Origin of the sequence: Gordonia tangerina, from assembly GCF_021556435.1 — a bacterium.
GTDB lineage: Bacteria > Actinomycetota > Actinomycetes > Mycobacteriales > Mycobacteriaceae > Gordonia > Gordonia tangerina.
This window is the reverse complement of record NZ_JAKGCU010000027.1, coordinates 1-21503: the sequence shown is the minus strand read 5'-3', so window position 1 is coordinate 21503 and position 21503 is coordinate 1. Positions and strand designations below refer to the sequence as shown.

Annotated in this window: 15 protein-coding genes and 1 pseudogene; 12 read left to right on the top strand and 4 right to left on the bottom strand. The window is 67.7% G+C overall.

Annotated features, from left to right (window positions below; genetic code table 11):
* Positions 1-91: 91 nt before the first annotated feature.
* From L1892_RS20910 to L1892_RS20865, 10 genes are all read left to right on the top strand, one after another.
* Positions 92-1093, top strand: a complete 1002-nt coding sequence (locus L1892_RS20910) for an alpha/beta hydrolase (RefSeq protein WP_235725648.1) — start codon at positions 92-94, stop codon at positions 1091-1093.
* 319 nt (positions 1094-1412) lie between these two features.
* The gene (locus L1892_RS20905) at positions 1413-2726 is read left to right on the top strand and encodes an aromatic ring-hydroxylating oxygenase subunit alpha (RefSeq protein ID WP_235725647.1); all 1314 of its coding nucleotides are present in this window, start codon (positions 1413-1415) and stop codon (positions 2724-2726) included.
* Positions 2727-2735: 9 nt separating this feature from the next.
* The gene (locus L1892_RS20900; protein ID WP_235725645.1) at positions 2736-3797 is read left to right on the top strand and encodes an FAD-binding oxidoreductase; all 1062 of its coding nucleotides are present in this window, start codon (positions 2736-2738) and stop codon (positions 3795-3797) included.
* 13 nt (positions 3798-3810) lie between these two features.
* Positions 3811-5073 (top strand): sarcosine oxidase subunit beta family protein, encoded by a 1263-nt coding sequence (locus L1892_RS20895; protein ID WP_235725644.1) that lies wholly within the window; start codon positions 3811-3813, stop codon positions 5071-5073.
* A gap of 34 nt (positions 5074-5107) precedes the next feature.
* Complete coding sequence (locus tag L1892_RS20890; RefSeq protein ID WP_235725643.1) at positions 5108-8419, top strand: sarcosine oxidase subunit delta; 3312 nt, start codon at positions 5108-5110, stop codon at positions 8417-8419.
* The gene (locus tag L1892_RS20885; protein WP_235725642.1) at positions 8412-8978 is read left to right on the top strand and encodes a sarcosine oxidase subunit gamma; all 567 of its coding nucleotides are present in this window, start codon (positions 8412-8414) and stop codon (positions 8976-8978) included. The genes L1892_RS20890 and L1892_RS20885 overlap by 8 nt, the downstream gene beginning before the upstream one ends.
* A 33-nt stretch (positions 8979-9011) precedes the next feature.
* A complete protein-coding gene (gene purU / locus L1892_RS20880; RefSeq protein ID WP_235725641.1) occupies positions 9012-9860 on the top strand; it encodes a formyltetrahydrofolate deformylase in 849 nt (282 codons plus the stop codon).
* 51 nt (positions 9861-9911) lie between these two features.
* A complete protein-coding gene (locus L1892_RS20875; RefSeq protein ID WP_235725637.1) occupies positions 9912-12368 on the top strand; it encodes a GcvT family protein in 2457 nt (818 codons plus the stop codon).
* A 13-nt stretch (positions 12369-12381) separates the two neighbouring features.
* On the top strand, positions 12382-14118 hold the full coding sequence (locus L1892_RS20870; RefSeq protein ID WP_235725633.1) for a BCCT family transporter: 1737 nt from the start codon (positions 12382-12384) through the stop codon (positions 14116-14118).
* A gap of 77 nt (positions 14119-14195) precedes the next feature.
* Positions 14196-14990 carry an IclR family transcriptional regulator gene (locus L1892_RS20865; protein WP_235725631.1) on the top strand — a complete coding sequence of 265 codons (795 nt, stop codon included), beginning with the start codon at positions 14196-14198 and terminating at the stop codon, positions 14988-14990.
* Here the strand turns inward: L1892_RS20865 and L1892_RS20860 are convergent.
* Positions 14960-17161, bottom strand: a complete 2202-nt coding sequence (locus tag L1892_RS20860) for a DUF2254 domain-containing protein (protein ID WP_235725630.1) — start codon at positions 17159-17161, stop codon at positions 14960-14962. The genes L1892_RS20865 and L1892_RS20860 overlap by 31 nt on opposite strands.
* 59 nt (positions 17162-17220) lie before the next feature.
* On the opposite strand from L1892_RS20860, the gene L1892_RS20855 reads away from it, so the two are divergent.
* Together L1892_RS20855 and L1892_RS20850 are read left to right on the top strand one after the other, a co-directional pair.
* Positions 17221-17859, top strand: a complete 639-nt coding sequence (locus L1892_RS20855) for a response regulator (protein ID WP_235725628.1) — start codon at positions 17221-17223, stop codon at positions 17857-17859.
* Positions 17843-19135: a sensor histidine kinase gene (locus L1892_RS20850; RefSeq protein WP_235725627.1), complete on the top strand. Its 1293-nt coding sequence runs from the start codon at positions 17843-17845 to the stop codon at positions 19133-19135. Before L1892_RS20855 ends, L1892_RS20850 begins: the two co-directional genes overlap by 17 nt.
* Here the strand turns inward: L1892_RS20850 and L1892_RS20845 are convergent.
* The 3 genes and pseudogenes from L1892_RS20845 to L1892_RS20835 all read right to left on the bottom strand — a co-directional run.
* Complete coding sequence (locus L1892_RS20845) at positions 19126-19554, bottom strand: MerR family transcriptional regulator (protein ID WP_235725626.1); 429 nt, start codon at positions 19552-19554, stop codon at positions 19126-19128. The two genes, L1892_RS20850 and L1892_RS20845, sit on opposite strands and share 10 nt — an antisense overlap.
* A gap of 4 nt (positions 19555-19558) precedes the next feature.
* Positions 19559-21064, bottom strand: a complete 1506-nt coding sequence (locus tag L1892_RS20840) for a SulP family inorganic anion transporter (protein WP_235725624.1) — start codon at positions 21062-21064, stop codon at positions 19559-19561.
* 245 nt (positions 21065-21309) lie between these two features.
* Positions 21310-21503: pseudogene (locus tag L1892_RS20835) on the bottom strand (IS110 family transposase); the annotation flags it as partial.

The window sequence follows — 21503 nt, the reverse complement described above, 5'->3', positions numbered from 1 at the left end:
ATCGAAATCCGGATAGCACAATCGTGATGATTGCGCAGCGTATGAGCCTGAAATGGTCCTCGGAAACTGCTCACAGGGTTAGCGTCGAGTTGTGAGTGTACGGACAACCGATCAGCAGTGGCGCCCGAGAGGCGCGGGCTCGCTCCGCTCCCGGGCCGTCAACAGCTATCTGGCCCGCGTGGCCCAACCTCTGATGGTCGCCGGGATGGGGCGGTCCGGCCCATCGCCGCGACTGATCTCGGCGATGCGCCCCGGTGTCAACCGGACCCTGGTGGCGATGTCTCCGGTCCCGGCCGGTACCCGGGCCGAGCGTGTGCACGAGTTCGTCTCCAACGGCCAGGTGCGCGGCGAGTGGGTCGGCGCCCACGGCGGCCCGGCGCGACCGGACCGACCCGCCGAGACACGGATTCTCTACTACCTGCACGGCAGCGGGTACGTCGTCTGCTCGGCGCGCACTCACCGTGGGTTGGTCGCCCGACTCTCGCGGCAGACCGGGTTGTCGGCGTTCAGCCTGGACTACCGCCTCGGTCCCGAGTATCGGTTCCCGAGTGCCGGCGACGACGCGATCCGCGGGTACCACTGGCTGCTCGCCCAGGGCTACCGTCCAGAGCAGATCGTCGTGGGCGGCGACTCGGCGGGAGGTCATCTGGCGCTCGACCTGCTCGCCGACAACCATCGGCGGGGTGTCGGCCAACCTCGCGGGCTGGTGTTGTTCTCCCCTCTCTACGACCCCACCTTCGACCTGGCGGTTGCCAACCAGTTGCGGGGCACCCGCGATCCCGTCATCGATGCCGTGTCGGCCCAACGTATCCTGCAGCTGTACACAGGTTCGACCACGCCGGATCACCCCCGGATGCGCATCACTCTCGATGAGGCGATGACGCTGCCGCCCACGCTGATCCAGGTCGGTGGGCTCGAGGTGATGGGCGACGATGCGCGCGCCATCGCACGGGTCATGCGAGCGGCGGGCGCCGATGTGCGACTGCAGGAATGGCCCGGGCAAGGGCACGTGTTCCAGATGTTCCCTCGCCTGGCTCCCGAATCCCGGGTGGCGTTGCGCGAGGCGGCGGAGTTCTTACGCGCAATGGGCTGACCACACCGCCCGGCCCGCCTCGCACCCACCCTGTCGCAACCACACCGGGAACTGACATCCACGGGAGTTACAACCGCCGTGAATGTCAGTTCCCCATGTGGTTGTTCCCGTGTGGTTGTTGTCGCGAGACCTATCGCTTGACACGGCTACCCGCTGGTCGCACACTTGTTGCAGTCGATGCGCGTCGTTGCGTGTCACGCAACATCAGAAGACTCCCCCACGACAAGCCCCTCGGCGGCAGGTCTGCCTGCACGCCGATCCGACTGTGCGCCCACCGATCTCCCGGCCGGGAGGACCGCGCAGAGAGGCCACCACGCCGATGACCGCACCCTTCGTCGGACCGACGACCGCGCCGGGTCCCGCATCCGACGCGGATACGCTGATCTCCGAACGCGTACCGGACCAGAGCCTGCCCGCCTCGTTCTACGTGAGCCAGGAGTTCTTCGATCTCGATCTCGACGAGATCTTCTCCAAGTCTTGGCTTTTCGTCGCGACTGAGGCCGAGATCAGCGAGCCCGGCGACTACGTGACCATCACCTTCGGCTCACGGTCGGTGATCGTCGCGCGCGATGACCTCGGCCGGGTCCGAGCCCATCACAATGTGTGCCGTCACCGCGGCGCGCGTCTGCTCACCGAACCGAACGGCTCCACCGGCACCATCGTGTGCAGCTATCACTCCTGGACCTATGGCATGGACGGCCGCCTCGAGTTCGCCGACGCGCAGGCGCCCGGCTTCGACAAGTCCTGCTACTCGCTGCGTTCGGTCCACGTCCGCACGATCGCCGGACTCGTGTTCATCTGCCTCGCCGACGAACCTCCCAACGACATCGACGAGGTGGTCGGCATCGTCGAGCCGTACCTGGCACCGCACCGCCTCGCCGAAGCGAAGGTGGCCAAACAAACCGACCTCGTCGAGAACGGCAACTGGAAACTCGCCATGGAGAACAACCGCGAGTGCTACCACTGCGGCGGGCATCCCGAACTGCTCAACGTGTTCTTCCCCACCTGGGGCTACAGCAGCACCGACGCCATCCCCAGCCGGCTCGCACCGGTCTTCGATCGCTACCGGCGGGCCACCGCGGCGCAGATCGAGATCTGGGATCGGCGGGGGCTCCCCTACCCCAGGATCGAGCAACTCGACACCCGCCCAACGGGTTTCCACATCGAGCGAGAAGCTCTCGATCTCGCCGGCGAGTCCTTCACCCTGGACGGCACCGCGGCCTGCGGCCGGTTGTTGACCGACATCCCCGAGGCGCAGCTCGGCCGGCTCTCCATGCACCTGCAGCCCAACATGTGGCTGCACGTGACGAGCGATCACGCACTGCTGTTCTCGGTGATCCCCGTCGCCGCGGACAAGACACTGGTTCGCACCACCTGGCTGGTCCATCGCGACGCCGAGGAGGGTGTCGACTATGACCTCGACCATCTCACCGGCATGTGGGAGACCACCAACCAACAGGACGCCGACCTCGTCGCGCTCGCACATCAGGGCATCAGCAGTCCCGCCTACGTTCCCGGTCCCTACGGCCCGTCGGAGTTCCAGGTGGAGGCATTCATCAACTGGTACGTCACCACCCTGCGCGATCGGCTGGGTGTGACAACGCCCCACGTCACCGACGCCGCGAGTGCGTGACCGATCACCATGGCCGACGACATCTTCCTGCAGTGCGTGTCCCGGGCGGAGACCACCCGCGACATGACCACATTCAGTTTCCGCATCGCCGGCGGTGCACCGGAGTTCTCCACCGGATCCGAAGCCTCCGACGACTCACACACCTTCGCATTCGCACCCGGCCAGTTCCTGTCGTTGTCGGTGGAGATCGACGGACGCCCCATCCAGCGGTGCTACAGCATTTCCTCGCCTCCGACCCGCCCGGGCACCCTGTCCATCACCGTCAAGCGGGTCAACGGCGGCTACGTCTCCAACTGGCTGCACGACAACATGGTGGAAGGCATGATGATCGCCGCCACCGGTCCCCTCGGTCGCTTCACCTACACCGCGCGCCCGGCCGAGAAATATCTGTTCATCTCTGCCGGTAGCGGGATCACGCCGGTGATGTCGATGTTGCGCTCGGTGACCGACAGCGAGTCGCCACTCGACATCACATTCGTGCACAGCGCGCGCAGCGTCGACGACATCCCGTTCCAGGAGGAGCTGGAGGATCTCGCGCGCTCCCACACCAACGTGACGCTGGCGTTCGCCGCGACCCGGATGGTCGCCGACGAGCTGCCCGACTGGACCGGCCATCGGGGCCGTATCGACCGCGCCATGCTCGAACGTGTCTGCCCGGACCTCGCCGACCGAGAGGTATTCCTCTGCGGGCCAGGCCGATTCCGCAGTGAGGTACGCACCTCGTTGATGGCGGCGGGGGCAAGTCTGGCCCGCATCCACGAAGAGAGCTTCGGCTTCAGTCTGCCTGCCGCCGAGGACGACTCCGACAACGGCGTGGTCGTGGACTTCTCCCGGCGTGCACGACGGGTGAGGGTTGCGCCGGGGACCACAATCCTGGCCGCCGCCGCGGCAGCCGGGGTCACCCTGCCGTCGTCATGCGGGGTGGGCCTGTGTGGGTCCTGCAAGGTCCGCAAACTCTCCGGCGACGTCGTGATGAACCACCAGGGCGGAATCCGCCCCCGCGAGATCGACCAGGGCAAGATCCTGCTCTGCTGCTCCGAACCCCTGTCCCCCGTTGTGATCGACTACTGAGGAACACCCGACGATGCCCACAGACCCCCGGATCGCCGCACCCGACGCCGCGCTCCCACCCGGCGCGCACCTCCCCCACCACCCCGACTTCCTCTGGCGGGCAGCCGAACCCAAGTCGACCTACGATGTGGTGATCGTGGGCGGGGGCGGTCACGGACTGGCCACCGCCCACTACCTCGCCCGAAACCACGGCATCACGAATGTCGCCGTGCTGGAGCGCGGCTGGCTGGCCGGCGGCAACATGGCCCGCAACACCACCCTCATCCGCTCCAACTACCTGTGGGACGAGAGCGCCGGCATCTATGAGCACTCCCTGAAACTGTGGGAGGGCCTCGAAGACGAACTCGGATACCCGATCCTGTTCAGCCAGCGAGGGGTGCTCAACCTCGCCCACACCGAGCAGGACGTACGCGACAGCATCCGGCGCGTGGAGGCCAATCGACTCAACGGGATCGATGCAGAATGGCTCGACCCGAAGCAGGTCGCCCAGGTGTGCCCGATCGTCAACACCTCGGCCGACATCCGCTACCCGGTGCTCGGCGCCACCTTCCAGCCGCGCGGCGGGATCGCCAAACACGACTACGTGGCCTGGGGCTTCGCCCGCAGCGCCAGTGACGCCGGGGTCGACATCATCCAGAACTGTGAGGTCACCGGTTTCGTCACCGACGGTGACCGCGTGGTCGGGGTCGACACCAACCTCGGCCGGATCGGTGCCGGGACCGTCGCCCTGTGCGCGGCCGGCCACACCTCCACCCTCACCGACCAGCTCGGCTTCCGGGTACCGGTACAGAGCCACCCCCTGCAGGCGCTGGTCTCCGAGCTGCTCGAACCCATCCATCCGACGGTGGTGATGTCGAATGCGGTGCACGTGTACGTCTCCCAGGCACACAAGGGCGAACTCGTGATGGGCGCAGGCGTCGACTCCTACAACGGCTACGGTCAGCGCGGCGCCTTCCACATCATCGAACGTCAGATGGCCGCAGCCGTGGAACTGTTCCCCGTGTTCGGTCGGGCCCGGCTGCTGCGCACCTGGGGCGGCATCGTCGACGTCACCCCGGACGCCTCACCCATCGTCGGCGCCACCCCGTACGAGAACCTGTACCTCAACTGCGGCTGGGGCACAGGAGGTTTCAAAGCGACACCCGGGGTCGGCTGGTGTCTGGCCCACACGGTGGCCACCGGCAGCCCACACGCCATCAACGCACCGTTCGCCCTCGACCGGTTCGTCACCGGTCGACTCATCGACGAGCACGGCGCCGCCGCCGTCGCCCACTGATCCCCGCCACCGCCTCGAGTACAGAGACACCACCATGCAGATGATCCCGTGCCCGCACTGCGGGCCCCGCGAAGAGACCGAGTTCCACTATGGCGCCGCCGCCGGCATCTCCTACCCCGAGCAGCCCGCCGAGCTCGACGACACCCACTGGGCGCACTACCTGTTCTTCCGCCCGAATCCCAAGGGTGCGATGGTCGAACGCTGGTGTCACACCGCCGGTTGCCGCCAGTGGTTCACCCTCGAGCGCGACACGGTGACGTACGAGTTCGTGGATGGCGAGACCCGCCGCCCCAACCGCTGGTCGATCTCGATACACGACTCACTCCGTTCGCCGCTACTCGATCCAAGGAGTAGTTCCGAGCCGCTAGGCGAGGAACGTATCGAGACCAGTCCCACCGCAAGCACTCTCGATACGCCCGACGGTGGGCTGATTTCGATACACCCCTCGCCTAGCGGCTCGGGGCTACTCAATCAGCAGAACGGGACCACGACCAGCGAAGAAGGTACCGACCTCACGTCGACCCCCACCCACGCCGAATCCCAACCCTTCCGCACCGGGACCGGCGGACGCATCGACCGATCCCGTCCCATCGACTTCGTCTTCGACGGGGTGACCTACCACGGCTACGCGGGCGACACCCTCGCCTCGGCGCTGCTCGCCAACGGCGTACGGGTCGTCACCAGCAGCGTCAACCTCGGCCGGCCGCGCGGCATCACCGGCGCATGGGCCGAGGACGCGACCGCACAGGTCGGTGTCGACGCACCCATCGTGGAGCCGATGATCCCCGCCACCACCGTCGCCCTGTGTCCCGGACTCGTCGCACACGGCGTCCCCGGCTGGGGCAAGCTGAGCACCACTGTCGACGACGCACGCTATGACGCCCTGCACCACCATCCCGATGTCCTCGTGGTGGGGGCGGGCGCCGCGGGTCTCATGTCGGCCCTGATCTCCGCGCGAGCAGGTGCGCGGGTGTTGCTCGTCGATGAGCGGGGCGAGGCGGGCGGCGCGACACCCGGCGCCGGATGGGTGAGCGACGCCGTCGCCGAACTGGATTCCTATGATCACGTCACGCGCCTGACCCGCACCACCGCGTTCGGCGCCTACGACGACGGTTTCCTGCTCGCCGTCGAGCACCGCACCGACCACCTCGGTACTGCCGCGCCAACACACATCTCGCGGCAACGTGTGCACCGCATCCGGGCCCGCCGAATCGTCATCGCCACCGGCGCCCACGAACGCCCGATCGTGTTCGGCGGCAACGATCTGCCCGGCGTCATGCTCGCCGGTGCCGGCGCCGAGTACCTGAAGCGGTACGGGGTGCGGGTGGGGCGTTCGGCGGTGGTGTTCACCGCCTGCGACGCAGCCTATGCGGCCGCCTTCGCTCTGGTCGACGCCGGCATGTCGGTACCCGCCATCGTCGACGTCCGGGAGACGGTGAGCACAGACCTACGCGAGAAGGCGCAGCGCCGCGGCGTCCCGATCCTGGCCGACACCACCGTGACCCGCGCGCACGGCACCGATGCGGTCACCGCGGTCGACCTGAGCGACGGCACGTCCATCGCCTGTGACACCGTCCTGGTCAGCGGCGGCTGGAACCCGGCGGTGCACCTGTGGAGCCAGCTGCGGGGAACGATCGCTTTCGACGACCACGCCGCGGCCTTCCTGCCCACCGGCACCGTGGCGAACACCGAGATCGTGGGCGCTGCAGCCGGTCTCACGACCTTGACGGCATGTCTGGCGAGCGGTCGACGCGGTGCGGTCGCGAGCCTGAACGGGCTCGGCCGGCCACTGCCGGAGTTCCGCGCAGTCCCGCGGGTCACCGAACGAACACCGGCGGCGCCCGCCGTCTGCTGGTATGTGCCCGATCCCGACACGGCGGACTCGACCTCGTTCGTCGACCTGCAGCGCGATGCGACCGTCGCCGACATCGCCCGGGCGTTGGGCGCGGGCATGCGGTCGGTGGAACATGTCAAGCGCTACACCACCATCGGCACCGGTCACGACCAGGGCAAGACATCGGGCATCGTGACATCGGGGATCGTCGCGCAGATGCTCGGCATCCCCGTGAACGACGCCGGCACCACCACGTTCCGTCCGCCCTACACCCCGGTCACCTTCGCCGCCCTCGCCGGCCGCGACCGCGGAGACGGCTACGACCCGGTGCGACGAACGCCGATCCACGACTGGCATGTCGAGCGCGGCGCCGTCTTCGAAGATGTCGGACAGTGGAAGCGACCGCGGTACTATCCACGCGGCGGCGAGGACATGCACGATGCCGTGCTGCGCGAGTGTGCCGCGGTCCGAACGGGTGTCGGCATCCTCGATGGCTCCACCCTCGGCGTCATCGACGTCGCCGGGCCCGACGCCCCGGCCTTCCTCGATCTGCTCTACACCAACATGATGAGCACGCTGCCGGTCGGCAAGGTGCGCTACGGCGTCATGTGCGGCGCGGACGGGATGGTCAAGGACGACGGTACGGTGATGCGGACCGCCGCCGACCGCTACACCGTCTACACCACCACCGGAAACGCCGCCGCGATCCTCGACTGGATGGAGGAGTGGCACCAGACCGAGTGGCCGGATCTGCGCGTGTGGATGACATCGCTGACCGACCAGGTGGCCACCTTCCCAGTGGTGGGACCCCGTTCCCGCGACGTCGTCGGGGCGGTGTTCGCCGACCTCGCCGTCTCGACCGAGGCCTTCGAATTCATGGGCTGGCGCGACACCACCTACCGCGGGGTGCCCGTCCGCGTCGGCCGCATCAGTTTCTCAGGTGAACTCGCCTACGAGGTCAACGTCGGCGCGAACTATGCCGATGCCCTGTGGCGGCAGCTGATCGCGGCAGGTGAACCGTACGGCATCACCCCCTATGGCACCGAGACGATGCATGTACTGCGTGCCGAGAAGGGCTACCCCATCATCGGTCAGGACACCGACGGCACCGTCACCCCGCACGACCTGGGGATGAGTTGGGCGGTGTCGAAGAAGAAGCCCGACTTCGTCGGCAAGCGGTCCTTCGCACGTGCCTCGGCGACGGCGCCCGACCGCAAACATCTGGTGGGCCTGTTGCCGACCGACGGCACCACCTGGCTGCCGGAGGGATCACAGATCATCTCCCACCGGACCGACCGCACGCTGCCGCCTCCGCCGGTGCCGATGCTCGGTCATGTGACGTCGAGCTACCGCAGCGCGGAACTGGGCCGGACGTTCGCGCTGGCGCTGGTGAAGGGTGGACGCGACCTGATCGGCACCCGACTCGACGTCCCGGTCGGCGACACACTGTGCGAAGTGGAGATCACCTCAACTGTTTTCGTCGATGCAGAAGGAGCGCGACGCGATGGCTGACACCACCATTCCCGATCTGGAGCCGACCCCGCCGCTACGCGACTGGTCGCAACGGTTCGCCGCCCTCGCCCCGGCGATCCTGCTGGCCGAGACCCCGGTTGCTCAGGCCGTGGTGCGTCCCACCGGGCCCGCGGCGAGTGCGCGACTCGAGCTGCCCGGGGTCTGCCGGATGCGGTCCACCGGCCCGGAGACGACACTCTGGCTGGGGCCCGACGAGTTCTTGGTCTACACGGCCGGCGTCGCACCCCACGCGTTGACCGCAACGGTCGGCGATCGCGCCGGCGACAGCGCGTACGTGGCCGACATGTCGGGTCAGCGCACCCGACTGGTACTCGGCGGGCCCCACGCCGAAACCATCCTCGCCCACGGATGTGCCCTCGACCTCTCCCCGAACGGGTTCGGCGACGACGACGTCGTGCAGACACAACTCGCGCAGGCCGGCGTGATCATGCACCGCGTCCCGGGCGGGTTCGCGATCTTCGTCCGCAGCTCCTTCGCCGACTATCTCGCGGGGTGGCTCGTCGACGCCGCCACCGAGTACGTCGCCACAACCCCCTGATCCACCTTCCATCCCCACCCCGTAGAGGAACCCATGTCCGACCGATTCACCCTCACCCTGCGGTGCCCGTCCCGCGGCGGTGTCATGCACGCGATCAGCTCGTTCCTCTACAGCCACGGCTGCGAGGTGCTCGACCACCAGCAGTTCGACGACCCGATCACCCACACCCTGTTCGTGCGGACCGAGTTCGCGTCGGCCCGCCAGTCCGGCTCGGAGCAACTGTCGGCCGCCTTCGACCATCTCGCCAGCGGGCTGGACGCGGAGTACTCGATCGACGACCAGACTCCACAGCGGATCCTGGTGATGGTGTCGCGGCTGGGGCACTGCCTCAACGACCTGATCTTCCGGTGGCGATCGGGCACCCTCGGCGGCGACCTCGTCGCAGTCGCCTCCAACCACACCGAGCTCGCGCCGATGGCCGAATCCGCGGGGCTGCCGTTCCATCACATCCCGGTGACGCCGGACACCAAGGCGCAGGCCGAGACCGCGATGCTCGATCTGGTGTCGTCCTACGACGTCGACCTGGTGGTGTTGGCGCGCTACATGCAGATCCTCTCCGACGAGACCTGTTCGGCCCTGCGGGGCCGCGCCATCAACATCCACCACTCCTTCCTGCCGGGTTTCAAGGGCGCCAAGCCGTATCACCAGGCGCACCAGCGGGGGGTGAAGTACGTCGGCGCCACCGCCCACTACGTGACCCCCGACCTCGATGAGGGACCCATCATCGAGCAGGAGGTCATCCGTATCGACCACACCCACGACCCCCGGCGACTGGCCTTTGCCGGTAGCGACGCCGAGGCGTTGACGCTGTCGCGTGCCGTGCGCTGGCACAGCGAGAACCGGGTGCTGATGAACGGTACCAGCACCGTCGTCTTCACCTGACCCGCACCCGTGCTACCGACCCAGAACCCCACCCGAGAAAGACAGATTCCCATGGCTGCACCGAAAGTCGTGATCGTCGGCGCCGGCATCGTCGGCACCTCCCTGGCCGACGAGCTCACCGCGCGCGGTTGGACCGACGTCACGGTCCTCGACCGCGGCCCGCTGTTCGCCACCGGCGGCTCCACCTCGCACGCACCCGGTCTCGTCTTCGCGACGAACCCGTCCAAGACGATGACCGAACTCGCCTCGTACACCATCGAGACGTTCTCCTCGCTCGAACACCCCGACGGCTGGTGCTTCAACCCGCTGGGCGGGCTCGAACTCGCCACCACCCCGGAGCGCTGGGAAGACTTGCACCGCAAGGCCGGCTGGGCGGCCGCGCGCGGTGTCGAGCATCGGCTCGTCGACGCCGCGGAGTGCGCCGCCATGTACCCGCTGATCGACCGCGATCTCGTCCTCGGCGGACTGCACACCCCCAACGACGGTCTCGCCAAGGCGATGCGCGCAGTAGAGGCCCAGGCAGCTCGTGCCATGTCGCGGGGTGCGGTGTTCCGCGGCGAGCAGGAGGTGATCGACGTCGTCGAGGCCAACGGTGAGGTCCGCGGCGTGCGGACCACGACCGGAGTTGTCGACGCTGACATCGTGGTGTGCTGCACCGGTTTCTGGGGTCGCGAGTTCGGCCGCCGGGTGGGGCTCACCATCCCGCTGGTGCCGATGGCCCACCAGTACGCGATCACCACCGCCATCGACTCCCGCCGCGGGGTCAACTCCGCTCTGGCCGAGGCGTCGCTGCCGATCCTGCGACATCAGGATCACGACCTGTACTACCGCGAGCACGGCGACCGCATCGGTATCGGCTACTACGGCCATCGCCCGATGCCGTCGGATGTGGGCAACCTCGACTACGAGACGAAGATCTCGCTCGACGAGATGCCCTCGAAACTCATGTTCACCCCTGACGACTTCGACGACGCCTGGCAGCACACCGTCGCGCTGCTGCCCGAACTCGGCAACGGGAAGGTGGAGGAGGGCTTCAACGGCATCTTCTCCTTCACCCCGGACGGCCATTCGATCATGGGCGAACACCGCGACCTTGCCGGATTCTGGGTGGCCGAGGCGGTCTGGGTCACCCATTCGGCCGGCGTGGCGAAGACCATGGCCGAGTGGATGATCGACGGAACCCCCGGGATCGACGTGCACGAGACCGACCTGTACCGCTTCGAGGACGAGGCGCTGCGCGACGACGTCATCCTGGCCACCAGTTCGCAGTCCTTCGTGGAGGTCTACGACATCGTCCACCCGCACGATCAGCGGAAGGCGCCGCGCAACGTCCGCACCAGCCCCTTCCACGACCGCGAGGTGAATCTCGGCGCCGAGTTCTGGGAGAGCGGCCTCTGGGAACGCCCCGCCTGGTTCGAGGCCAACCGGCCGCTGCTCGAGCAGAAGGTCGCCGACGGTCTGCAGATCCCGCAGCGCGATCCCTGGGCCGCCCGGCACTGGTCGCCGATCGCGGTCGCGGAGGCGGCGCACACCCGCAGTCATGTCGCCGTGTACGACATGACTCCGCTGACCCGATTCGAACTCTCCGGGCCCGGCGCGCTGGCCCTGCTGCAGCAGCTCACCACCAACAACATGGACAAATCCGTGGGCTCGGTGACCTACACGCTGATGCTCGACGACAAGGGCGGTGTCCGTTCGGATCTGACCGTCGCCCGCCTCACCGACAACCTGTTCCAGGTGGGCGCCAACGGCCCGCTGGACTTCGACTGGATCACCCGCCACCTCCCGGCGGACGGTTCGGTGACGTTGCGTGACATCACCACGGCCACCTGCTGCCTCGGACTGTGGGGACCGCTGGCGCGCGACGTGCTGGCACCGCTGACCCCGGCCGACCTGACCAATGACGGGCTGCGGTACTTCCGCGCGATGACGACCACCGTCGGCGCGGTGCCGGTGACCCTGATGCGGGTGTCGTATGTGGGTGAACTCGGCTGGGAGATCTACACCTCGGCGGCCAACGGCCGGGCGCTGTGGGACGCCGTGATGGCGGCGGGTGAACCGCACGGCATCATCGCGGCCGGCCGGATCGCCTTCAACAGCCTGCGCATCGAGAAAGGGTATCGCTCGGCCGGAACCGACATGACCATCGAGCACACCCCGGCCGCCGCGGGCCTCGACTTCGCCGTCCGCATGTCCAAGGACGATTTCCTCGGGAAGTCGGCACTGGCCGAACGCGGCGCGCCGAGCAGACTGCGCACCCTGCGGTTGACCGACCCCGCCGCCGTCGTGCTCGGCAAGGAACCGGTGGCGGTGAACGGCGCGGTCGTCGGCTACATCACCAGCGCCGGCTGGTCGGCGACCGTCGGCGCCTGCCTGGCGTACGCGTGGCTGCCCGCGGACCTGGCCGACGGTAGCCAGGTCGAGATCTCCTACCAGACAACGCAGTACACGGCTGTCGTCACCTCCGAACCGGTGGTCGACCCCGAGATGACCCGAATCCGGAAGTGACCCGAGAGGCAGCATGAACAACCACCTCACCGCCCCTGCCCGAGCCCGCATCGACCCCACCGTGTTCGGTGTGACCGCCGCACTGGTGGTCGGCTTCCTGATCTGGGGTCTGGCTGCCCCCGACAACCTGTCCGCGGTCAGCGCCGGCATTCTCGGGTGGATCACCGGCAGCCTCGGCTGGCTGTTCATCCTGTCCGCCAACGGATTCGTGGTGTTCGCGGTGTGTCTCGCGCTGAGCAAGTACGGCAAGATCCCGCTCGGCAAGGACGGTGAGAAGCCGGAGTACCGCACCATCAGCTGGATCGCGATGATGTTCAGCGCCGGGATGGGCATCGGACTGATGTTCTTCGGCTCCTACGAACCGCTGTATCACTTCGTCGAGGCGCCGCCGGGGATGTCGGCAGGCGATGTGCGCACCGCGATGGCCACGACGATGTTCCACTGGGGATTTCACCCCTGGGCCATGTACGCCGTCGTCGGTCTGGCACTGGCGTACAGCACCTACCGGCTGGGCCGCAAGCAGCTGATGAGCGCCGTCTTCGCTCCCCTGCTGGGCGAGCAGACCAATGGGGCCGGCGGCAAGATCATCGACATCCTCGCGATCTTCGCCACCCTGTTCGGGACGGTCGCATCTCTGGGTCTCGGTGCGCTGCAGATCGGTTCGGGTCTGGCCAAGGTCGGTTGGGCCGACAACCCGGGCCCCATGTTGTTGGTCGCGATCATCGCCGTGTTGACCGCCGCATTCGTGGCGTCGGCCGTGTCGGGCGTCGCCAAGGGCATCCAGTGGCTGTCCAACATCAACATGGTGTTGGCCATCGTCCTGGCCGTGTTCGTCTTCGCGGTGGGTCCGACGGTGTTCATCCTGAACCTGATGCCCACCACCCTGGGTGCCTACGCCAATGACATCACCGCGTTCTCGGCGCGGTCATCGGCGACCGTCGACGCCGCCGGGGAAAGCTGGTTGGCCGGCTGGACCATCTTCTACTGGGCGTGGTGGGTGTCGTGGACGCCGTTCGTGGGCATGTTCCTGGCGAAGATCAGCAAGGGCCGCAGCATCCGCGAGTTCGTGATCGGGGTGATGGTGGTGCCGACGACCGTGTCGCTGGTGTGGTTCTGCGTCTTCGGCGGCACCGCCATCCGGGAGCAAACCGACGGCGTGATGGGTTTCGACGCGCCCACCGCCGCTTCCGAGGACACCCTCTTCCAGGTGCTCGATCATCTGCCGCTGACGGGAATCGCCTCGGCGCTGGTGATGATCCTGGTGGCGATCTTCTTCGTCTCGGGTGCGGACTCCGCGTCGTTGGTGATGGGCACACTGTCCGAGCGTGGCGCCCACGAACCGTCCCGATCGGTGACCATCTTCTGGGGCGTGCTCACCGGCGCGGTGGCGGCGCTGTTGCTGGCCATGAGCGGCGATGACGGCCTCAACGGGATCAAGCAGATGGCCATCATCGCCGCTCTGCCGTTCGTGGTGGTGATGATCGGGATGTGCCTGTCGCTCTACCTGGACCTGCGTCGCGACCCGTTGATCGTGGCGCGTTCACAGCTCGACGACCAGGTGGATCAGCACATCCGTGCGCAGGCGGAGAAGATCGGGACCGGCGAGATCGTCGTGGTCGATCCGGTGACGCTCGAGCGGCCACCACGCACTCGCCGGCGGATCCGCCGGCGCATCGACACCACCATCGACATCACAGTGGCCGCGGACGGCGCACCCGTCGGCGCGGCAGACGGGGACCCCCGGCCATGACGGGGCGGGCGCATCTCGCGGCCGTACGCGGCGGGGCTCCGGACCCGACGAACCGGACAGGTACCCTGGGCGCTGCGATGGCTGAGGAGAGTGCGGAGACCGACCGACCCGTAGGTGCCGTCGATCGGGCGCTACAGGTCATGGAGATCATCGGCAATGTCGGCTCGGCCGGCGTCACCGAGATCGCTCTCGAACTCGGCGTCCACAAGTCCACCGTATCGCGCATCCTCTCGTCGCTGGAGGCGCGCGGATTCGTCGAACAGGTGCCGGACGGACGCAAGTATCGCATCGGGTTGACGGTCGTCCGGCTGGCCGGTTCGACGATGGCGACGCTCGACATGACCAAATGCGGTCAGGAAACCTGCGACGCGGTGGCGGCGCAGACCGGCGAGACCACCAACCTCGCGGTCCTCAACCAGTCGCAGGCGATCAATGTCATCGAGGCGGCCGGCTCGTCGAGCGTCGCGCTGCGGACCTGGGTCGGACAGGCGTCACCGGCGTACGCGACGTCCTCGGGCAAGGTGCTGCTGGCCGAGCTGCCCGAGACCGAACTCCGCGACATTCTCTCCGCAGAGCTCGAGCGCTTCACGGAATCCACCATCGTCGACATCGACGAACTGGTCGACGAACTCCGCACGATCAAGCGCCGAGGCTGGGCGATGGCGGTGGAAGAACTCGAGGTCGGTCTGGTGGCGTTCGCCGCTCCGGTGCGCGATCACACCGGCGAGCTCGTGTGGGCGCTCAGCGTCTCCGGTCCGCGCTACCGACTCGATCCCGATAATGCACAGGAGATCGTGACAACAGTCACCGCTGCCGCAGCCGACCTCAGCCGACTGTTCGGCTACCGGGCGGCGGGGTCGACCGGCGCCTGACCCTGCGACGTCGTGTTGATCTGCAACCGGCGGTGGCGTACCCGCCCTTCTTCCGAGCCGTAGCCCTGCCGGTCGGCGGCCTGCGCCAGGCGCCGATCCAGGGGTGTCGCCCAGTCGGCGTCGACCTCCGCGTCGAGCGCGGCCATCCGCTCCCGCAGCGCGGCTTGTTGGTCGGGACCGCATTGTTCGCACAGGGTGTCGTAGAGCGCGCGCAGCCGTCGTTGCACCTGAATCGAGCTCCGACCGAAGTGCCGGACCTGGTCGGTGGCGATACCCACATAGTCGCCCCAGGTGCGCCGATACCCGCCGATGAGGGTCAGCGTGCGGTGCTGCTCCTCGGCCGCCACCCGTGGGGCCAGCATCAGCAGCAGATCCTCGGCGTGATCGATCGCCTGCACCGCCCGGCTGGGGTCGTTGATCGACGGTGACAGCGCCTTGAGCGCGACGTCGGAGATGGCCTGCAACGCAGCGGCCGGACTCACTGACGGACGGTGGGTGTCGCCGAACAGCAGACACGACAACAGCTGTGCGGGACGCACGTGACGATCGTCGCCGACGATCTCGAACACCCCGACGTTGTGTGGCACATAGTCGCCGACCCCCACCAGCAGGTCGACCCGGACATCCCATCGGATGGCCAGGCGCTGGATGCGGTCGAGGTTGATCGCCAGCAGCACACGTCCCTGCGTCGGCGCATCGCGCAGGGTCACCACCTGGGTCACCGGTCGCGGGTCGTCGTCGGTGGCGGTGGTGCCGCCCACGGCTTCTCCGGCCGGGTACGGCTGATGATCGGGATACTGCCGATACACCGCAAGACGTCCCTGCGATTCGATCCACCGCAACAACTGCGTCGAGTTGAGGATGCTGCCGACCTTGCCGATCAGCACGATGAACATGAACGCACTGGCCAGCGCCAGCGCGATCGCGATCGAGGTCGACACGGCCGGGGCGTCGGTCCCGTCGGACACCGTGGTCAGATCGACCGCCACGATCAGGGTGAACGCGAACGTCGACAGGAACAGGCCGACCGATGCGCGCATCACCCGGTCCTGCTGCAGCATCGGGATCACCCGGATGGAGATCTGCGAGGCACCGAACTGCATCGCCAGGGTGACCGCGGTGAACACCAGACCGGTGAGGGTGGCCATCGCGCCGGCGATGACGCCGAGCAGGGTGGCCGTGGTGCCGGCGTCGAGGACGTAGGTGGCGAACGAATCGTCGATGGAGATCGCGATCAAACCGGCCACGATCGCCGCCGACACCATGAACGTCGGCAGTCGCCACGGCGGTTCACGTTTCAGTTCGCGACGGGTGCGGCGCCAGCGCACCGCCGTGATCAGCCGGCCGGGTGCGCGATCGACGGCAACGGGGTCGACGTGTGGTTCGCGTGGCGGTGTCGCCGGCTGCTCCGGCAACCCGAACCGACCGGCGACCGCCTCCTGCGCGACGATCTTCGCGCGCACGATGGGTTCCCGGTAGCGCATTTCGCGGTCGGCCGCCTTCTGCTGTTTGTGTGGGCGGTTGCCGTATCGCCACCGCGCCCACGGGGAACGGGGTCGGGCCACCCGGATTGCCCCGAACAGCAACAGGAACGGGAAGAACAAGCCGATCAACCCGGTCCACACCTTGCCCTTGAGCAGGGTGATGACCGCAAAGCAGACGTTGATCGTCACCGCCAGGACCACCCCGGCACGGGTTGAATTGTCGGTTGCGTCGCGGAATTCGCCGACCACATCGTTGGCACCGAAGGGGTGCACGCCCATCAGGAACAGCAATCCGATCGCGATCGCCACGAACACTGCGTCGATCGAGGTACGGCCCTCCTCCGACCAGTACACGTCGCGCAGGTGCAGCAACAGCGCGAACTCGTCGAGCACCAGCGCCGCACCGATTCCGAACAGCGCCGCGAGAATACAGTCGGCCACCGGCGTGCGGAACGGGTCGACGGCGAAGAACCCGAACCCGGACAGCAGCATCAGCATCATGCCGAAGAACACGTGATGCACGTGCACACCGCCGGGCGTCACATTGCCCGGCCACCAGCTCACCTCGGCGCGAATCATCCGCACGCTGAACCGGATGAACAGGAAGGTGAGTACGAACGCGATCAGCAGGAAGAACAGCGGCAGCCGACCCGTCTCGACGATCGTGCGATCGAACCAACCCGCCATGGGGTCGACCCTACTGCGATATCGTCCGCCCGCAGGGCTTCGGCGCATATCCTGAGCCGATGGATCGGCTGGTGACCGCGGTGGTGATCGACGACCACCCGTTCTTCCGGGATGGAGTCTCGCGTGGGCTCACCCAGAGTGGGCGGGTGCGCGTCGTCGGGGAGGCGGCCGACGGTGCGAGTGGGTTGGACCTCATCCGCCGCGAGCAGCCCGACGTTGCGGTCGTGGACTATCAGATGCCCGGGGTCACCGGAGTGGATGTGGCTCACGCGGTGACTCGCGACGGCCTGCGCACCCGAGTGCTGTTGTTGTCAGCGGTGACCGACGGCCCGATCGTGTTCACCGCCCTCGAGGAGGGCGCCTGCGGGTACCTGTCGAAGGATGCCGACCGCGACGAGATCGTGGGCGCGGTGACCCGGGTCGCGAACGGCGAGACGGTGGTTCCGCCGCAGCTCGCGGCCGGTCTGGTGGGCGAGATACGGTTGCGGTCGCAGCCCGACGTGCCTGCGCTCTCCGAGCGGGAACGTCAGGTGCTCGACGGTTTCGCCCGCGGCAAGTCGATCCCGCAGGTCGCCGCGGAGCTCTACATCGGTGCGGCGACGGTGAAGACCCACACGCAGCGCCTGTACGAGAAGTTGGGGGTCTCCGATCGCGCTGCCGCGGTCGCCGAGGCGATGCGCCGTGGCCTCCTCGAGTAGCCCGCCACCGCGCCTCGGCCTCGCCGAGCTCGCCGAGGAGCAGCGAATCGACACGATCCTGGTCGCGCATGCGCTGCAGGGCATTCGGATTCAGGTGCTGCTGCGGTTGCTGCTCGCGATCTTCGTGGTGCTGTCGGTGACGGTGGAGCCGCCGATCTATTCGACAACGCTCTGCGTCGCACTGGCCGCGGCCTACGCCGGATGGTGCGCGTTGGGTGCCATCCTGGCGCCACGGGTCGGTCTGCTCGCTATCCGGTTTTCCTGGCTGATCCTGCTCGTCGACTTGTGTGCGCTCGTCGCGGTCACCGCGGTGGCCAGTGGTTCGGATCAGATCAGTTGGACTGCAGACGTTCTGGTGACCGGTTTCGCGATCGTGCCGATGATCGCCGCGATCAGCATGCGTCCACTGGTGTGCGCGGCGGTGGTGATCCCCACGGTGGTGGTCTATTTCGCGGCTCAGGTGATCGCCCGCATCCCCAACGGGCGGCCATGGTCGGTGATCGCGCTCGAGACCCTCGTGATCGTCGTTCTCGCGTTGGGCGCGGTGCTGCTGTCGCGGCTGCAGCGCTCCCGGGTGGAGACCATCGGATCGCTCGCCGCGCAACGTCGTCGGCTACTCGACGACGTGATGCAGATCGAACAGCGTGAGCGTCGCGACCTTGCCGAACATCTGCACGACGGCGCGTTGCAGTACGTGCTGGGGGCACGTCAGGAGCTGGCTTCGCTCGGCGAGGGCCCGTACGACGCCGAGAGCATAGCGCGGATCGACGGGGCACTGCGATCCGCTGCGCAGCTGCTGCGGTCCACCCTGGGCGAACTGCATCCGGCCGTGCTGGATCAGGCCGGCCTCGCCGTGGCGCTGGCGGATCTCGCGCGCTCGGTCGAGCAGCGCTCCACACTCACGATCGCCGTCGACGCTGTCGGATGGCCGGACGACCTCCGCTCACCAGCCGACCCGCTTCTGTTCGCCACCGCGCGTGAGCTCCTCACCAATGTCGTGAAGCATGCCGGGGCGACGAGGGTGGACCTCACCGTCGAGATCGATGACGGACGCGGGCGGCTCGTGGTGCTCGACGACGGTGTCGGCATCGACGAGGCCGCACTGTCGGATCGCGTGGCCGGCGGACACATCGGGCTGGCGTCGCGACGGGTGCGGCTGGGAGGCCAGGGCGGGTCGTTGACCGTGCGGCGGCATCCCGACGGCGGCACGGTGGCGATCGCCGAGGTACCGATGAGCGAGGTACCGATGGGTGGGCTACACCTCGGTCATGAGTGAGCGCCCGCCCGAGCCGCGAGTTGCTCGGTGAGTTCCTCGGCGTAGGCCAACTGCCGCGCCAGCTTTCGGCACGATTCCTGTGCCCGTTGATGGAATTCGGCGAGTTCGGCACCGGCGGCTGCCTTGCCGTCGGCGGCCGCTTCCGGGTCGTCGAGGACCGCTTCGGCATCGAGCAATCGGCGCATGTCGTCGAGACTGAACCCGGCAGGCTTCATCCGGCGGATCACCAATAGTCGGTCGATGTCGCCGGGCGTGTAGAGCCGGAAGCCGCCCGCCGACCGTGCCGACGGGACGACGAGTCCCACCTCGTCGTAGTGCCGGATCGTCTTGATGGACAGTTCGGTGCGATGGGCCACCTCCCCGATCTGGAGCAGATCGTCGGCGGCCGCCGGCGTGTCCGGTTTCTCGGTCCCCGTCATGGTGTCAGTGTGCCCCGGACAGATGACCACTGAGCCGTTCGTGACGCTGCGCGCTGCTGTCGTTGAGGCCCACGATCGTCGCCGTCTTGCCCTTCGCCGCGTACTTGGTGGTGATGGCGTCGAGGGTGGCGACGGTGGAGGCGTCCCAGATGTGGGAGTCGCTCATGTCGATGACGACGTTGCGCGGGTCGCCGACGTAGTCGAACTGATAGACCAGGTCGTTGCTGGAGGCGAAGAACAATTCGCCGCGTACTGCGTAGACGCGTGTGTCGTCGTCAGGGTGCGCGACGTCGACGACCTCGGTCAGATGCGCGACCCGGCGGGCGAACAGCACCATCGCGGTGATCACGCCGACGATCACACCGTAGGCCAGGTTGTGGGTCACCACAGTCACCACCACGGTCGCGAGCATCACGGTGATCTCACTCTTGGGCATGCGGCGCAACGTCTTCGGATTGATGCTGTGCCAGTCGAAGGTGCCCACCGACACCATGATCATCACCGCGACGAGCGCCGCCATCGGGATCAGCGCCACCACATCCCCGAGGCCGACGACCAGGATCAGCAGGAACACACCGGCCAGGAGGGTCGAGATGCGCGTGCGTGCGCCGGAGGACTTCACGTTGATCATCGTCTGGCCGATCATCGCGCACCCGCCCATGCCGCCGAAGAATCCGGTGACGATGTTGGCCACACCCTGCCCGACGGCCTCCCGGGACTTGTCGGAGTGGGTGTCGGTGATGTCGTCGACGAACTTCGCCGTCATCAACGATTCCAGCAGTCCGACCAGCGCCATGGTGAACGCGTACGGCGCGATGATGGTGAGGGTGTCCCACGTGAACGGGACATCGGGGATGAGCCAGGCGGGCAGGCTGTCAGGCAGTTCGCCTTCGTCGCCGACGTTGGGGACCGAGAGACTGGCGGCGATGGTGACCGCGGTGAGCAGCACGATCGCCACCAGCGGCGCCGGGATCACCGTGGTCATCCGCGGCATGAACACGATGATGGCGATGCCGATGGCGACCATCGGATACACCAGCCACGGCACCCCGATCAGGTGCGGCAGCTGCGCACTGAAGATGAGGATGGCCAAGGCGTTGACGAAGCCGACCATGACGCTGCGCGGGATGAACCGCATCAGCTTGGCCACGCCGAGCCCGCCGAGCAGCATCTGGAAGACGCCGGCGAGGATCACCGCGGCGATCAGGTAGTCGAGGCCATGGCTGTCCACGAGCGGCGCCACGACCAGCGCCACCGCGCCGGTCGCCGCCGAGATCATCGCGGGTCGGCCGCCGACGATGGCGATGGTGACCGCCATGGTGAACGACGCGAACAGGCCCACCCGGGGGTCGACGCCGGCGATGATGGAGAACGAGATGGCCTCCGGGATCAGCGCCAGCGCGACGACGAGTCCGGCGAGCACCTCGGTGCGCAGTCGGCGCGGGGACCGCAGTGCGGCCAGGACCGACTGCTCCTGCTGGGGCGAGACCACAGTGGTGGTCGACGACATGGACGTCTCCTTCGGCCGCGCACGGCGGCACACGGTGATCGCGTCACCTGACGATGCTGGGCACCGACCGCACCGTTGCGGTCGGCGAGAAAGATGCCGGCGGGCAGACCGCCGGACGCAGCTCGGAACTCTACCCTTCGGGGAGGGTAGAGTTGCAAATCCCCGGCCCCGCTGTGGTGCGAAACACCCGGTGCGCGCCCGCCACAGTCCCCTGCCGCCGATCGAGTAGCCCTGAAGGTTTGATGTCAAGCCGCGGCGGGGGTTTGGTCCTTCCATGCGGTGTCGGGGTCGTAGGGGATGCCGCGGGCCAGGCATCCGTGGAGTATGCCGACGAGGCGGTTGGCGAGTTGGCGTAGCGCTGCGTTGTGGTCGACGTCTCGTGCTCTCTGTTTGCGGTAGTAGGTGCGGGCGCCGTCGTCGTGCATGAAGGCTCCGTGGG